We start from the raw sequence: 16,955 nt of genomic DNA, 5'->3' as shown, positions 1-16,955 counted from the left end.
GCGCCTCGTGTGCTGGAGGATTTATCGTCGTTGTGCTTAACAGAATAAAAAAGTGAGGACATTGTGAGCGATTCTGCGGCAAATAATATTCTGTCCATCTACCGACGCCATGCGGATGCCTTTGCCAGTCAGCGCTCACGCGCCCTGTTCGAGAAAAGCTGGCTGGATAAGTTCATCACCGTGATGGGCGGGCAGGGCAGCATTGTGGATATTGGCTGCGGCAACGGTCAGCCGATTGCCGGTTATTTTATCCAGCAAGGCTTTCAGCTTACGGGCATTGATGGTTCTCAGGCGATGCTGGCCCGCGCCCGGCACTCATTTCCCGCACAGCGCTGGCTGGAGCAAGATATGCGCGAGCTGGTGCTTAACGAGACGTTCGGCGGCCTGATCGCCTGGGACAGCTTTTTCCATCTAACCCAGCAGGACCAGCAAAAGATGTTCCCGATCTTTGACCGCCTCAGCCATCCCGGTAGCGCGCTGATGTTTACCAGCGGTACGGACAACGGCATTGCCATGGGGCAATTTGAGGGCGAGCCGCTGTTTCACGCCAGCCTCGCGCCGGACGAATACCGCGCATTGCTGTCAGCGCATGGCTTTGCGGTGGTCGAGATGATGATGGAAGATCCGCAGTGCGCCGGACATACCATCTGGCTGGCGCAAAAAAGAGGCTAATCGCCGCGAAAGGTTTTACGCCATTCAGCCGGGCTAACGCCAAAATGGGATTTAAAATGTTGGCGCCAGGTGACGGGCGACTGAAAACCAACCTGTTCGGCGATACGTTCAACGGGTAACTGGCTGGACTCCAGCAACGTCTGGCTACGGCGCAGGCGCTCGGCAATCAACCATTCGGCCACGCTTGACCCGGTGGCCTTCATAAAATGGCGGGTGAGTGTGCGACGACTCATCATCACCCGCTGCGCCAACTCGTCAAGATTATGCGGTTCGTTGAGATGCAGGCGCAAATAGTCGAGCAGGACGTTGATGCGCTGATCTTTGGTATTTTTTGCCACCGGTTGTTCGATAAACTGTGCCTGGCCACCCTCGCGATGTGGCGGCACAATCATCCGTCGGGCAATCTGATTCGCTACCGTGCTGCCAAAGCGCTGACGGATGACATACAGACAGCAATCCAGCGCGGCGGCGGTGCCTGCCGAGGTAATAATGCCGTCGTCATCCACGTACAGCGCGTTGATATCCAGACGGGCCGCCGGAAAGCGCGCCTGAAAATCCTGCTCGAACTCCCAGTGCGTAGCCGCCCGTTTGCCATCCAGCAGACCGGCATAGCCGAGGACAAACGCGCCCAGACATAGCCCGACAATCTGTGCGCCGTTTTGTCGTGCGCGGTTGAGCGCATCCAGCAGGCTTTGTGGTGGACGATGCGCGGTGGCACCCCACCAGGGGATCACCACGATGTCGGCGGCCTCTACCGCTTCATAGCCGTAAGCGGCGGTAATGGAGAAGCCATCCTGTGAAGAAACGATCCCTGGCTGTTCGGCGCACAGTTGCACCTCAAAACGCTTTTTCGCCGCCACTTTGTCACTGAAAATAATACACGGCACCGAGAAGTGAAACGGGCTGAAATCTTCCACGGCAACAATGGCGACGTTAAGCGGTTGCATACGGTTCCTCTGTGGGTTTTTAAAACGTCAGGGTTTCGCCATCTTCCGGCACGTTAACAAATTGCGCAATCTGGTTATCGCGGGCGTATTCTTGCAGTGCCGCGCGGGTCAGCAGACAGTGGTTAATCGCCTCCATATGGGTCGCCACAATTTGTGCTTCGGGTAGCGTGAAGTGGGTTTTGAGTACATCTTCCGCGCCCATGATGATTGGGCCAAACCCGATAACGTGGGCAAAACCTGCGTTCAAAATAACCACGTCTGGCTGGAACGTCCGCATATTGTTTTCCACCTCGTCGCGCCAGATGGTGTCCCCAACCAGATACAGCGTTTTTTCCGCCGGATGCTGGAAGATAACCCCGCAGGCATCACCCAGACGCTCAGCCATTTGCGGGATAGCGTAGGCGCGATCCGAACCGTGTTGACCGCCGGTTTTACGCAGGGTGATATCGCCGATCATGGTGTTCTGCGCCAGTACGTTCACTTGTGTAAAACCCTGCTCGCGCAGCACCTGCGCATCGTAATCGTTTTGCACATAAATAGGTTTGTCTTTCGGCACGATGCGAGCTGCGGCCTCATCCCAGTGATCTTCATGCAGATGGGTCACGATCAGCGCGTCGACGTTGAGCAGGGTTGCGATATCAACGGGTAGATCGACGGTTGGGTTGCGGATCTCCGCGCGTGCCGTTCCGGCAAAACCCGGATACGCGCCTTTCGCTGCCAGCATCGGATCGATCAGAAAAGTCATTCCACCAAAGGTGATGCGCTGTGTGGCGTTACGGATTTGTGTGATGTTCATGGTATTTACTCCACGTGTTGGGTCAGTGGTGTCATCGTAGAGCGTTGTCCAGAAGATGAATGTGGGCAAATGGGCGACTAGCGATGAGATTGGGCCAACAGGGTATGAATAATTTAATTAAAAAATATAAAAAATCCTAAAATGCAATAGGAATGAAGCGAAACAGCACTTGATGTCTTTACTTTTGTTTACATTTTGTGCTTTTTTAAAATGGTCGACTGTGCTTTGCAGTCAAGTTCGCTTTCGTACTTTTTTGGGGGTTGGGGTGACGTTCAGGGATGAAAGAAAGTTGGCATTACTGATTGGGATGTTAATTTTGCCGTTCACAACTGCTTCTGCCGCACCTCTCTCTCCTGCGGATCGTAATACCATTCAGCAGCAACAGCAGCAGCTACTTAATGAAAACCAGCGTCAGCGTGAAGAGCTGGAGCGTAGCGTTACGTTGCCTGAAACCGTAACGCCGAAAACACCAGCCCGGGCTGAAGGGCCGTGTTTTATGATTTCGCGCATTGATATAGACGGCGCAACGAAGTTGTCCGCCGCTGCCTCGGCAAAGCTTATCGCGCCGTGGGTGAATCAATGCCTGGATATTCCCCGGCTGACGGAACTGACAAATGCAATTTCCGACTGGTATATCAGTCGAGGCTATATCACCAGTCGTGCCTTTTTAACCGAACAGGATCTCTCATCCGGGGTGCTGCATATCGCGGTGCTTGAGGGGAAATTGCAGCAAATACGTCTGGAAGGCGTCCCATCGCGCACTCTGCTGATGACCTTTCCCGGAATGGAAGGAAAAATTCTCAATCTGCGTGACATTGAACAGGGGATGGAGCAGTTGAACCGCGTTCGCCAGACGCCGGTGGAAATTGAAATTTTGCCGGGCAGTCAGCAAGGGTTCTCAATAGTTAACCTCACCGCCACGCCAGAATTTCCACTCAATGGTTCAGTAAGTTTTGATAACAGCGGGCAAAAGAGCACCGGAACCGGGCAACTCAGTGGTGCATTATTTTTCAATAATATGCTCGGCCTGGCAGATAAATGGTTTATCAGCGGCGGACGCAGCAGCGATTTTTCCAGTAGCAAAGATGCGCAGAACTTTGCAGCCGGTGTGAGTATTTCTTATGGCTACGGACTGCTTGATTACAGCTACAGCTGGAGTAACTACCTCAGCACTATTGATAACAATGGTTATGCCTGGCGTTCCACTGGTGATAGCGAAACCCATCGGTTGAACGGATCCTGGGTTTTGTTTCGCAATGGTGATGTCAAGACCGCTGCATCGCTGGGTCTCACGCATCGAATTAACCGTAACAGATTGAATGATGTCCTGCTGGAAACCAGTAGCCGCAAGCTTTCCAGCGTTTCGCTGGGCATCAACCATACGCAAAAAATTGCTTCTGGCGTTGCGACGTTTAACCCTTCATTCACCCAGGGCGTGCCGTGGTTTGGCGCAGAGGATGACAACGATAAACAGGGGGATGTGCCAAGGGCGGAATTTCGCAAATGGAGCGTCAATGGCAGTTTTCAGCGCCCGTTGGCAGAAAGACTGTGGTGGCTTAGCAGCGTCTATTTTCAATGGTCTGTGGACCGACTCTACGGCAGTGAACGCCTGACGCTGGGCGGAGAAACTTCCGTTCGCGGTTTTAAAGAACAATACATTTCTGGAGATAACGGCGGCTACTGGCGCAACGAAGTGAATTATTCGCTGTTTACGCTGCCGGTATTCGGACAGATTGGCGCGATGGCGGCATTCGACGGCGGCTGGCTGAAACAGGATAGCGTTGACAGGTATGCCTCCGGCACGTTGTGGGGGGCTGCGCTGGGATTAACCAGCTCAGGTCGCTGGTTTTCCACTCAGTTTACCGTAGGAACGCCAGTTAACTATCCGGACTGGCTGGCCCCGGATCATCTCAATGTGTATTACCGCGTTGCGGTGGCATTTTAAGGAACAAGGGTGATGAAAAAGGATCAGGTTCGTTTTTCCCAGCGTTTGCTAAGCGGCATGTTGAGTTTCCTGCTGGCTACCCAACCACTGCTTCCGGCGATGGCTGCCGTCATCACGCCTGAAGGCAATACGCAGGTGGATAAAGCCGCCAATGGTGTTCCGGTGGTGAATATTGCCACGCCGAACCAGTCCGGGATTTCACACAATAAATATAACGACTACAACGTGGGAAAAGAGGGGCTGATCCTTAACAACGCGACCGGGCAATTTACCCAAACTCAGCTCGGCGGCATTATCCAGAATAACCCAAACCTACAGCTAGGAAAGGAAGCTTCAGGGATCATCAACGAAGTTACCGGCGCTAACCGTTCGCAACTGCAGGGCTATACCGAAGTCGCGGGGAAAGCCGCCAACGTCATGGTCGCTAACCCCTATGGCATTACCTGTAATGGTTGTGGATTTATCAACACGCCTAACGCCACCCTGACCACTGGTAAACCTGTGTTGGACGCCAATGGCAACCTGCAGTCGCTGGATGTAAGCAAGGGCAGTATTACCATCGAAGGTAAGGGGTTGGATGGTAGCCAGAGCGATGCAGTGTCGATTATTGCTCGCGCCACGGAAATTAATGCTGCGCTACACGCCAAAGATTTGACAGTTATCGCTGGGGCGAATCGCGTTGCGGCGAATGGCCAGACGAGCCCGCTAAATGGCGAAGGAGAAGCACCGAAAATCGCGGTTGATACCGGCGCGTTAGGCGGCATGTATGCTAATCGAATTCATTTAGTCTCCAGCGAGAAAGGGCTGGGGGTCAACCTCGGGAATCTGAATGCCCGTCAGGGTGATATCACCCTCAATGCTAACGGGAAATTAACGATCGGCAACAGTCTGGCAAATGGTGGTCTTTCTGCCAGGGGCGAAGGCGTCACGTTAACCGGTAGTCATAAGACCGCAAGCGGGATGACCATCAACAGCACCGGGGCGTTAGCGCTACAGGATGCAAATCTCTCCAGCGGCGCAAACGTGCAGTTGGGTAGCGATGGCAAGGTGACGATCGATGGTGGCGGGATTGCCGCGGCTGGCGAGTTGCAGGTGGCTGCTAAACAGGATGTAGCCGTTGCTGCAACCACTCTGGTTAGCCAGAAAAACACCTCACTGCGCAGTGACGGCTCGCTGACAGTCACCGACGGCAACCTGACCAGCAAAGAAAAACTGGATGTCGAGGGTACTCATGGACTGACGCTGACCCGTTCCACGCTGGGTAGCGATGCTGATGTTAGCCTTAACAGTAACGGCGATCTGTCGGCGAAAGGGGGATTGCTCTCAGCAGGTAACGGATTAACGCTGAAGGCGCAGCGCATAGCACTGGATAACGCCAGTCGGGCCGATGCGAAAGGCGCATTAAGCCTGACCGGTAGCGAAATGAACAACCAGGGACAGGTTAATGCGGGAGATGCTTTATCTCTCTCCGGTGACCTCCTCGTTAATGGTGGTCAACTGGCGGCAATCGGCAGTCTTGATACTTCTGTCAGCAGCCTTAGTAACACAGGTCTGATGCAGGGTAACAGCGTATCGGTCCGCAGCGGGTCGCTGGATAATATGGGCACGCTGGCGAGCGGCAGCCAGCTTTCAGTTCAGACGGCATCGCTCAACCAGCAGGGGATCCTGAGCGCGAAAAACGATGCGGATATCCGGGCAGATGTCACGCTGCGTAATAGTGGAAAGTTGCTCTCTGATGGCACTCTAACGGTGCAGGCCGCGTCAGTTGAACAATATGGCGTCCTCTCTGGCAACCAGGGGGTAACGCTCAATGCTGAAAACCTCACTGCCGCGAAAGATTCGCTGATCGCCGGGCAACAAGACATACGGTTAAACGTTACGCAAAACCTTAACCTGAACGGTCAGGTTAATGCCGCCGGTGCGCTTAACGTCGGTGCAAAGCAACTGACTACCGGCAAAGACGGTCATTTACAGAGCGGTCTGGACCTTGCGATTACCGGCAACAGCGTGATGCTGGACGGCGTACAGGCGGCGAAAGGTTCGCTGGATGTGACGGCTGACAGGCTCAGTCATGGCGGGAAATCCACCGGGGCACGCGTTGGTTTCAGCGCACAGCAGTCAGTTGATAACCATGGCGAACTGTTGGCAGACACCCTGACGCTCAGCGCGGCGACGCTGACTCATAGCGGCAGCGCCAGCGCTGAACGCATCTCGATTATTGCACCTGAACTGCTGACCAGCAGCGGCTCTCTGATAGCCGACACGCTAACTCTCCACAGTCAGCATGTTGTGAATATCGGTCTGATTCAGGGCAACGCGGCAATGGACCTGCAGATTGATAAGTTAGATAACCTTAGCGGCGGCTCGCTCTATGCCAGGCATTCTCTGGCGTTGGATATACCGTATCTGACCAACCATGGGCTGATTACCACCGACGGTTCATTGCATCTCAACGGCCGCCAGTTGGTTAACGGTGGAGAAATTAACGGCGTTAATCTGCAAAGTGAATATGCGACGGTAAAAAACGAGGCCGCGGGGCGCCTGCTGGCGGACACGTCATTATCTGTTAACGGACAGCAGACAGATAACCTCGGACTCATGGCTGCTGATACGCTCGCGCTGAACAGTCAGGACGTGAAAAACGACGGGAATGTGTTGTCGGTGGGTGAATTGAGCCTGAAGAGTCAGACCCTGCACAACACCGGCTTGCTGCAGGGCGGCACGCTGAATCTGGAAGCAAATACGTGGCAAAACAGCGGTAATGCGTTGGGTGAAACGGGGGTAACGGCGACAGTACACGACGCGTTCACTAACCAGGGCAAGGTACTCAGTCAACAGGGTATGACCGTGCATGCCGCCAGTGCAAATAACAGCGGAATGCTGGCGGCGAAGGTGCTGGCATTACACGGCGATCTCAGCAACAGTGGGATCCTGCAGGGGAATCAGGCGCTCGCCTGGGATGGCAATCGCTTCACTAACCTTGCTGGTGGGCAGGTGACCAGCGGTGAAGATCTACAGCTTAGCGGAAAACGTTTCGAAAATGATGGCCAACTGGAGGGCCGTACGGCGGCGATTAGGCTGGATAACCTGCACAATAGCGGCAGCGTTCAGGCACTGGATAGCCTGAAAATTAAGGCTAACGGGCGACTGGATAACAAGGGATCGCTGCGCAGTCTCAACCTGTTCGAGTTGGCTGCGGCGCAGTTGTTTAACGACAAAACGATTGCAGCAAAATCCCTTAGCATTTCCGCGCCGGAGCTTATGAATAACGGCATTGTGCAGGGTAATTCGGCGCTACAGCTCACCACCCGCAATCTGTTCAATGGCCAACAGGGGCAGTTGGTTAGCGGTGCGGGGCTGGATTTAGGCCTCGATTCGCTGGAAAACCACGGTCTGCTGCTGACAAATACCAACTTCACGCTGCGCAGCAACACATTAATTAACGCCGGTGATATTCAGGCCAATTCCCTGGACCTGACGCTGGCAAACTCAGTTGAAAACCAGGGTAACCTGGTGGCGAAACAGGGGGCGTCGATAAACACCGCCTCTCTGGATAACCGCGGTACGCTGGCGGCGAAAAGTGTCACTCTGGATGGAAAATCCATCCGTAACAGCGGTCTGGTTCAGGGTAATGACAGTACCTCGGTTTCTACGAATAACTTCACCACGGATGCTACAGGCAAATGGTTGGCCGGTAATGCGCTGTTGGTGCATACCGGTGCGATGGAAAACGCCGGCGTACTGCAGGGAAATACCCTGACATTCACTGCCGACTCGCTGAATAACAGCGGCGTGCTTAACGGTTTACATGGCCTGGAAGGCAAGCTATCCGGGCGACTTACTAACCCCGGACACATTCAAAGTGGCGGCGCGCTGGCGCTTAAGGCTGATGATATCAACAGCGCCGGACGTATTGCCGGTGACAGGCTGACACTTGCAGCCTCGACGTTAAACAATTCAGGCCTGTGGCAGGGGACGAACGGGCTTGCGCTGTCTGGTGATATTCTCACGACGGGTACAACCTCCCGTACGCTGAGCGGCGGCGCGTTGACCTTTGATGCTGGCAATATAACGACGCAAGGAACGCTGCAGGGGCAGCAGCTTACACTGACCGCTGATAACTGGCTGCACAAAGGATCGCTGATAAGCCTGGGTAATCTGACGGCTACTGTAAACAACGGCCTTACCACATCAGGCGATGTGATGAGTCATGGCGGAATGTCACTAACCGCGCAGCAGCTTGATAACAGCGGAAAGCTGCTCAGCGAGAGCGACGTAACGCTCGACGGCGCACAGTTCGATAACAGTGGCACGGTACAGGGAAATACCCTGACCCTGCAGCAAAACCGGATCCACAATCAGGGCACGCTGACCGGCCTGCAAAGCCTGACGCTGGAGGCTCGTCAGCGTCTGATGGCGCGAATGGCGATGGCTTCACCGCAACAGGAATTGATTAACGCAGCAGGTGGTTCACTGCTGACGCAGGGGGCGCTGAAACTCACTTCTGGCGATGTGACGAATAATGGCACGTGGCAGGGACAGTCCGTTCTGCTCAGTGCGCAAACGCTGACAAACAATGGGGCAATACAAAGCGCCGACGCCCTGCAACTTACGCTCGCAAATAACCTGACTTCTGCGGCTGGCAGCAAAATTACCGCCCTTGGTAACGCGACGCTACAGGCGCTTTCTCTGACTAACTCCGGGCAATGGACGGCGAAAAATCTTACGCTGAAGGGGACAACCCTTGATAACAGCGCGGCGATTAGCGGCGTAAATGCGCTCACGCTTGCCATGAACGGCGCGGTCAGGCAGCAGAAAGCGGGCAGTATGCTGAGCGGCGGCGCGTTGGATCTGACTGCGGCGTCAGTCACCAACGAGGGTAAAATTCAGGGTGCGACGCTGGGCATGACGACCGGCGCATTGACCAACAGCGGAAGACTACAAGGGGATAATGGCGCAACGCTGTCGCTGAGCGGTGATTTGATAAACCAGGCTTCCGGGGAGATTGTCAGCCGCCAGGGGCTGACGCTTTCTACGCCAGTGCTGTCCAACTACGGTTTGATGCAGGGCGGTGGAGAGACTCATCTTAACGCCACAACTCGCGCGCTCAATGACGGCAAACTACTTTCCGGCGCGGGGCTGACGCTGACCACGGCGCAGTATTCCGGCGCAGGCTGGTTACAGGCGACAAATCTCATTCTGAATGCGACAACGGCCACCAATGACGGTAACTGGCTGGCCGACAGCGCCACGCTTGCAGGGACCCGGTTTACCAACCAGGGAACCGCGCAGGCCGGTCAACTGTCGGTGAAATACGCGCAACTGACGAATAACGGTACGCTGTTAGGGAACTCGCAGTTGAGTGTGAATGCCAGCGAAGTTAATCAGAATGCGGCCGGGAAACTGTTCAGCGGCGGCGACCTGTCCGTTGAAAGTCGCGGGCTGGGTGCGTTGGGACAGGTGGTTGCGCTGGGTAATCTGACGCTGAAACTGGTGAATGGTTTTACTGCGCAAAGCGCGTTTGCCGCGGGTAAAACGCTGACCATTACCAGCGATGGCGCTATCGACAACCGTAGCGTGCTTCAAGGGCAATCGCTCAACCTGGCGGCGGGCGGACAGCTCAGCAATAACGGGCAAATTACAACGGGCAACGGTGCGAGCCACCTCAGCGGCAGCAACGTGGCGCTCAATGCCGCCGGAACGTTACAGGGCGGTGGCGATATTACGCTGACCAGTCGCGGTAATATTTCAGTCGCTGGTTTCACCGGAACGCGTGGCTCTCTGACGCTCAATGCACCGGGCGCCATCGTCAATACGGCGCTGTTGTACGCGGCAAATAATCTGGCGCTTTATGCTAACACTATTACCAACCAGCGCGGCGATATCCTCGCGGGCAACAATCTGTGGATGCAGCGAGATGCTGCGGGCAATGCCAACAGCGAAGTGGTCAACACCTCCGGCAATATCGAAACCCAGAACGGTGATATCACCATCAAAACAGGACATCTGCTGAACCAGCGGGATGGGTTGAAAACAAACCAGACACAAATAGCTGGATCAAACAGTATTCCAGGGATAGGTGATGCGACAATAAAAGTTGATATAAGCGAATTACCGTCAGGCTCCTATGGTGTTAATGGTTATTCCTACACAACAGAATCAGGAGCCTGTAATGCACATGGAGCCTGTAGCTACCACCATTATTATCAGTATTACTACGCGCCGTTCAAAGATACCGCGACGCAAAAATTCATTTCCAGCCAGGTAAAAACAGAGGTTTCCAGCTCTGGCGGCGCAGCTCGTATTTCATCAGGGCGAAATCTGTCAATTGGCGCAAACACGCTGGATAACGCAGCCAGTACTATTCTGGCAAATAATAATATCGACCTTTCAGGAAGCACATTAAATAACCAGAGCTGGCAGTCCGGGACGCTTACTGATTATCTGGTTTATACCTATACCCCAGAGAAATACTCACGTCAGAAATTTGCCGTAAATAATATAGATGTGTTACCTCCGCGTTATAACGAGGGGAGAAACAGTAAAGGTGAAACTATTGTGCTTCCTAAAGAACGCACAATAACATTTACCCTGGAAGGGCATGACCGGGTTCAGGAAGGGGGAGAAACGTACCGTTCTGTGATTCAGGCGGGCGGTAATGTAAACGCCAGGTTTACTACTTCTATTGGCAACGAAAACGCAACCTCTGGTGGGGGACGGGTTAGCAATACCATCGTTACCCCAACCCTCAACACCCTCAGCAACCAAACTATCAGTAATGGGGTGCAAAAGCAGGCACTGGCTGGCAATGACACGGTGAGCGTCAGTTCCCCACAGTGGAACGATCGACTGCATGACGCATTGCAGCAGATTAACGGCGGAGGCGCGCTGGAAAGCGGTGGCGTATCAGACTCTACGCTCAACCCTGTTTCTACCACGCAGAAAGGTAACGCCAGCCTCGGTCAACTCAATGGCCTGATTAACCCAGGCGAGAAGGGCGTGAATGCCGCCGGGCAAAATCAGGGCAAAACGGTGGATACCAGCTCGTATCCGTTACCTTCCGGAAACAACGGGTATTTCGTCGTCTCTGACGATCCGAAAAGCCCGTACCTGATCAACGTTAATCCGAAACTGAACGGTCTTGGTCAGCTCGATCCCAGCCTGTTTGGTGAATTGAATGCAATGCTGGGTATCAAACCTGGCGAAGCGCCGCGTGAAACCAATATTGCGTATACCGATCAAAACCAGTTCCTTGGGTCGGCCTATATGCTCGATCGTCTCAAACTGAACCCGGAATATGACTACCGCTTCCTCGGTGATGCGGCGTTTGATACCCGCTATGTCAGTAACGCCATGCTGAATCAGACGGGAAGTCGATATATCAACGGTATTGGTTCTGACCTTGATCAGATGCGTTATCTGATGGATAGCGCTGCCAGTACCCAGCAGTCGCTGGGACTGAAATTTGGCGTGGCGCTGACGGCCGATCAAATAGCGTCCCTTGAGCACAGCATGCTGTGGTGGGAAGCCGCGACCGTCAACGGTGAGACAGTAATGATACCGAAGCTGTATCTCTCGCCGAAAGATATCACCGTGAACAACGGTAGCGTCATTGCCGGGAATAATGTCCAACTGACTAGCGGGAATATCACCAACTCCGGCAGTACGCTGTTGGCGAGAAACGATCTCACTCTCGACAGCCAAAACAGTATTAACAACCTTAACAATAGTCTGATGCAGGCCGGGGGTAATCTCGACCTGAGCGCGAGGGGTGATATTAATAACGTCAGCTCCGCCATCAGCGGAAAAACGGTGGCGCTGGAAAGCCTGGGCGGCAACATCAATAACCTGACGCTGGCGGAACAGATTGATGTGAGTGCCAGGGACAAATACCGCAATGTGAGCTTTAAAGATACGTTGCTGGGGTCTACGGCATCCATTACCGCGCAGGACGGATTGTCGCTCTCGGCAGGCAAAGATATCACCGTTACGGGCGCCAATCTCTCTGCGGGCGGTTCATTGTTGATGGAGGCGTGGGGAGATATTGCGGTAAATGCCAACCAGATTAACGATGCACGGAGCCACTCCGGACGCTGGATAACCGAGACTAGCCGTTCGTCAGTGGACTGGCAGGGTAGCACCATCAGTTCGGGCGGTAAGCTCGGTATCAATGCCGGGAATAACCTCAACGTCACCGCCAGCGATGTTAACGCGGGGGGGAATGCTCAGCTTACATCGGGTAACGATCTTAATCTGAATGCGGCCACCACTCAGCAAAGTAGCCGTAACGGCGGCAGTGAATCGCACAGCACAGGACTTTCCCGTACCACCGTGTCAGCGGGTGACAATCTGGTGTTAAAAGCGGGCCAGGATATTAATTCCCATGCGACCGGGCTGGCTGCGGAGAATGATGTCGGTCTGCTGGCCGGGCGAGATGTCAACCTGCTGGCTGACGCAACGACAGACGGCGACAGTTATCGTGCGAAGAAGAAAACCGTGGTCAATGACGCCGTACGCCAGCAGGGAACGGAAATTGCCAGCGGCGGCGACGCCGTCATTATTGCCGGGCGTGATGTAAACGCACAGGCAGCGGATGTTACGGCGCAGGGCGATATCGGCGTAACGGCAGGCCGGGATGTGAATCTTACGACCGCCACAGAGAGCGATTATCACTACCAGGAAACCACGAAAACCAAAAAAGGATTCCTCAGTAAAAAGACTACCCATACGATTGAAGAAGACAGCGCTACGCGGGAAAAAGGCGCGCTGCTGAGTGGGAACAATGTGACGGTCGCCGCCGGGAATAACATTCTGGTACAGGGCTCAGCCGTTGCCGGTGACGGCAATGTGGCGCTGGGGGCTGGCAACAATGTGGATATCGTTGCTGCCACCAATACGGATACCTCATGGCGCTTTAAAGAGACTAAAAAGAGCGGTCTGATGGGGTCGGGCGGGATCGGTTTCACCATCGGTAGCAGTAAAACGACGCACGATCTGCGCGAACAAGGCACCACCCAAAGCGAGAGCTTCAGCACTGTCGGCTCAACGGGGGGCAACGTCAGTATCACCGCAGGCCAGCAGGCACATATCGGCGGCGCGGATATCATCGCCCAGAAAGATATTGCTGTTCGCGGCGACAGCGTACTTATTGAACCGGGTCATGACAAACGCACCCGTGATGAGAAGTTTGAGCAGAAAACCAGCGGACTGACGGTGGCGCTGTCGGGGGCTGCTGGCAGTGCGGTGAACAGCGCGGTTTCAGCAGCGCAGGGGGCAAAACAAAGCAGCGATTCCCGACTGGCGGCACTGCAGGGCACGCAGGCAGTGCTCTCCGGAGTACAAGCCGGCCAGGCCGTGGCTCTGGATCAGGCGAAAGGGACCGCTAAAGACAATACCAATACGATAGGTATTAGTGCCTCTCTGGGCTCACAGTCCTCAAAATCGACCTCCCATAGTGAGCAGGATTCAACGACGGGAAGTACTCTGAACGCAGGCAACAGCGTCAATATCACGTCCACAGGTAGCGATATTACTATTGCTGGTAGTGAAGTGAAGGCCGGTAAGGATGTGGCACTGGATGCCGCCCGGGACGTGAATCTCATCGCTTCACAGGATACGCAACTGACAACCGGTAAAAACAGTAGCAGCGGTGGCAGTATTGGCGTGGGTATCGGCGTGGGCTCTGGTGGTGCGGGGATCAGCGTCTCGGCGAACGCCAACAGCAGCAAAGGGCATGAGAAAGGCAACGGTACCTGGCAGAATGAAACCACGGTGGATGCGGGTAATCAGGTCACGATACACAGCGGGCGGGATACCACGCTTGCTGGTGCGCAGGTCAATGGCAAACAGGTGACGGCGGATGTAGGCCGCGATCTGACGATAACCAGCACACAAGATAGCGACCACTACGACAGTAAACAGAACAGCGTGAGCGGAGGAGTGGGGTACACCTTCGGCGCGGGGACCGCTTCCGCAAGTCTTAATGCCAGCCGCGACAGGATGAAGAGCGACTTTGATTCAGTGCAGGAGCAGAGTGGCATCTTCGCGGGTGACGGTGGCTTTGATATCACAGTGGGCAAGCACACCCAACTGGATGGCGCGGTCATTGCTTCTACCGGTTCGGCGGATAAAAACAGTCTGGATACGGGCACGCTGGGCTTTGGCGATATCCACAATCAGGCAGATTACAAAGTGGAGCACCAGGGGGGAGGGATCAGTACAGGGGGCAGTATTGGTCAACAGTTCGCGGGTAATCTGGCGAACGCCCTGATTGCCGGAGGTGGCAGCAGTGGGCATGCGGAAGGAACAACGCAGGCGGCGGTGAGTGAGGGGACGATAACGGTTCGCGACACGGAAAATCAGAAGCAGGATGTCGCCGGTCTGAGCCGTGATGCGGAGCATGCAAACGGCAGCATCAGTCCGATTTTTGACAAGGAAAAAGAGCAGAAGCGCCTGCAGGAAGTGCAACTGATAGGCCAGATAGGTAACCAGGCGGCGGATATCGCGAGGACGCAGGGTGAGATAAATGGCCTGAATGCGGGTAAAAAAGCGCTGGCAAAGGAAGGTATTCCTGAGCCGGATGTGAACGCCAGTGATGAAGAAAAAGCAAGATACCAGACGCAACTACGGAACTCAGCGGCATATAAAACCGAGCAGGCAAAATACGGTACGGGTAGCGATATTCAGCGGGGTATTCAGGCTGCCGTAGGCGCTCTGCAGGGGCTGGCTGGCGGTGATATTGGCGCGGCGCTGGCGGGTGCATCGGCACCGGAGCTTGCCAATATCATAGGCCATAAGGTGGGCCTCGATGAGGATGATATCGCGGCTAAAGCCATCGCGCATGCGATACTGGGCGGTGCTGCGGCGGCTATGCAGGGGAACAATGCAGCAGCCGGAGCGGCTGGCGCAGCGGCAGGAGAGCTTGCTGCGAATGCGATACTGAAAACGATGTATCCGGGCAAGCACGTCAGCGAGCTGGATGAAAGTGACAGGCAGTTAGTCAGCAATCTTGCGACTATCGCATCCGGTCTGGCAGGTAATCTGGCCGGTGGTGATTCGAAAAGCACGACAACGGGTGCGCAGTCTGGTAAAAACGCAGTTGAGAATAACTACCTGGGTGATAAGGACATCACGACCTTCACCGAAAAGTACGCAAATGCGAAGACTGAGGCCGAGAGAGAACAGCTTCTGTCTGATCTGAAAAAGCTGGATGTAAAGCAGCAGGCGAAGGCGTTGGCAACCGGTATTCCGGTTAACGACCAGAAGGCCGAGCTTGAGAAACTGAAAACGCTGGCTGTTTCACCGGACTGTAATGCACAGTGTCAGGGACTGGTTGCTTATTCAATCTCTGAACTGGAACCGGTAGCGAATAATACAGAGCTGCACAAGAATAACCTGAATAAAGCGATACTGGCGGGTGTGATATTTGGGTTAACCGTTGAGAAGCCTGCAGCGAATAATCCAATATCGCGCCTGACAAGGGAACAGCAGCAGTTAATCAAGAATGCAGAATATATAACTACAGCTAAGGGGATACAGAATCCGTTCCCGCGCGATCTGAATGAAAAAATCGTGTGGAATCAGGTTCGGACAAATCCGGCTTCTGCTGGAGAACCACTTAAGGGAATGAACAAAGATCCCCGCTTCCCTACATCTGCGGGATTCCAGAAGATGGAAGCGAAGCAAAAATTAGCTGATGGCTCAACAATAACAGTACATTATCAATATAATTCATTTACTGGTAAGGCTTATGATATGAAAATTACCACACCGCAGAGAAATGTCAGTGACCCAGCTAAGGTGATTGATTCTATTAAGGATGTTGTTAAATGAAAATAAAAGAAAATGATGGAACACTAATAGATGTCTACGCTATTTACTGGATAAAAGGGAAAACATATTTTTATGGACTAGTCAAAGATTATGGGTTGTCTGTATTTAATGCAGATAAAGTGGAAATTACTGATCCTACAATGTCTGGTGACTTTATTTTTTTTGAAGACGGTATCTTTTTTAAGCCCCTCATAGCGGAAAGAATATTAGATGACTTGGTTGAGGGAGATCCAGAAACTTACAGGCGTTTTATTGAAATCCTGAAAGCAGAAGGTCGGATAGAACCAGACTTCCTTTAACCGTTAACGATCCCGGCCAGCGAGCCGGGATTGTATTATCAACCGTCAGCCTTATCCACAATGCCCGTTACCGCGCTTATACACCGGCAGATCGCCGGTGTCGTTCAGCGCCCCCGGAAACCCTTCCAGCCACAGCTTCATCTTCTACCGGTTGACGTAAGCCACGCTCAGCCCCACAGCTCGCGGGTGAATACTAGCCGTACCTGTCAGCAAACTGTGCAGGGGGAAAGTGGTTTTTTGCGTAGTAGCTCGTGGTTTTATGGGGCATCTGGTAAAACACCTGAAGCTGCTTGGGCAACGGCGGGTTCTGGCGTAAATGTTGTGTCAGAGAAAATCAACTTCTTGTAAATAGTCATGTGCTAAGCGGAATAAAGGTGTTTGTGTCCCTGTGCTACTACACTATTTAACCTATGGCTATCACACCGTACTTAATAAAAATGTCGTCATTTAAAAATGGCATGTTT

At 53.8% G+C, this 16,955-nt stretch carries 6 protein-coding genes; 4 read left to right on the top strand and 2 right to left on the bottom strand.

The genetic code is table 11. The features are described 5' to 3' along the window. Positions 1-63: 63 nt before the first annotated feature. The gene (locus OGW16_RS14255; protein WP_200007611.1) at positions 64-672 is read left to right on the top strand and encodes a class I SAM-dependent DNA methyltransferase; all 609 of its coding nucleotides are present in this window, start codon (positions 64-66) and stop codon (positions 670-672) included. Here the strand turns inward: OGW16_RS14255 and OGW16_RS14250 are convergent. Together OGW16_RS14250 and OGW16_RS14245 are read right to left on the bottom strand one after the other, a co-directional pair. After that, entirely contained in the window at positions 669-1,619 is a 951-nt protein-coding gene (locus OGW16_RS14250; RefSeq protein WP_181634040.1) for a GlxA family transcriptional regulator, read from the bottom strand. The genes OGW16_RS14255 and OGW16_RS14250 overlap by 4 nt on opposite strands. 19 nt (positions 1,620-1,638) lie before the next feature. Next, positions 1,639-2,415, bottom strand: a complete 777-nt coding sequence (locus OGW16_RS14245) for an MBL fold metallo-hydrolase (RefSeq protein ID WP_047413135.1) — start codon at positions 2,413-2,415, stop codon at positions 1,639-1,641. Positions 2,416-2,722: 307 nt separating this feature from the next. Here OGW16_RS14245 and OGW16_RS14240 point away from each other — a divergent pair, with 307 nt between their 5' ends. The 3 genes from OGW16_RS14240 to OGW16_RS14230 are packed head-to-tail and all read left to right on the top strand — an operon-like array spanning position 2,723 to position 16,491. Beyond that, positions 2,723-4,360, top strand: a complete 1,638-nt coding sequence (locus tag OGW16_RS14240; protein WP_286518571.1) for a ShlB/FhaC/HecB family hemolysin secretion/activation protein — start codon at positions 2,723-2,725, stop codon at positions 4,358-4,360. A 12-nt stretch (positions 4,361-4,372) separates the two neighbouring features. Continuing rightward, entirely contained in the window at positions 4,373-16,192 is an 11,820-nt protein-coding gene (locus OGW16_RS14235) for a hemagglutinin repeat-containing protein (RefSeq protein WP_286518540.1), read from the top strand. Further along, positions 16,189-16,491: a hypothetical protein gene (locus tag OGW16_RS14230; protein ID WP_181230710.1), complete on the top strand. Its 303-nt coding sequence runs from the start codon at positions 16,189-16,191 to the stop codon at positions 16,489-16,491. Before OGW16_RS14235 ends, OGW16_RS14230 begins: the two co-directional genes overlap by 4 nt. Positions 16,492-16,955 lie beyond the last annotated feature (464 nt).

It is taken from the genome of Citrobacter sp. Ce104, assembly GCF_030334595.1.
GTDB classification, from domain to species: Bacteria; Pseudomonadota; Gammaproteobacteria; order Enterobacterales; family Enterobacteriaceae; genus Citrobacter; species Citrobacter europaeus.
Note: the sequence above shows the minus strand (reverse complement) of the source record. Positions and strands in the feature narration are given on the sequence as shown.

What these genes read in the sequence shown, in the direction of transcription:
- OGW16_RS14245 (WP_047413135.1), bottom strand. Translation starts at nt 2,415, where the DNA reads ATGAACATCACACAAATCCGTAACGCCACACAGCGCATCACCTTTGGT.
- OGW16_RS14235 (WP_286518540.1), top strand. Translation starts at nt 4,373, where the DNA reads ATGAAAAAGGATCAGGTTCGTTTTTCCCAGCGTTTGCTAAGCGGCATG.
- OGW16_RS14250 (WP_181634040.1), bottom strand. Translation starts at nt 1,619, where the DNA reads ATGCAACCGCTTAACGTCGCCATTGTTGCCGTGGAAGATTTCAGCCCG.
- OGW16_RS14230 (WP_181230710.1), top strand. Translation starts at nt 16,189, where the DNA reads ATGAAAATAAAAGAAAATGATGGAACACTAATAGATGTCTACGCTATT.
- OGW16_RS14240 (WP_286518571.1), top strand. Translation starts at nt 2,723, where the DNA reads ATGTTAATTTTGCCGTTCACAACTGCTTCTGCCGCACCTCTCTCTCCT.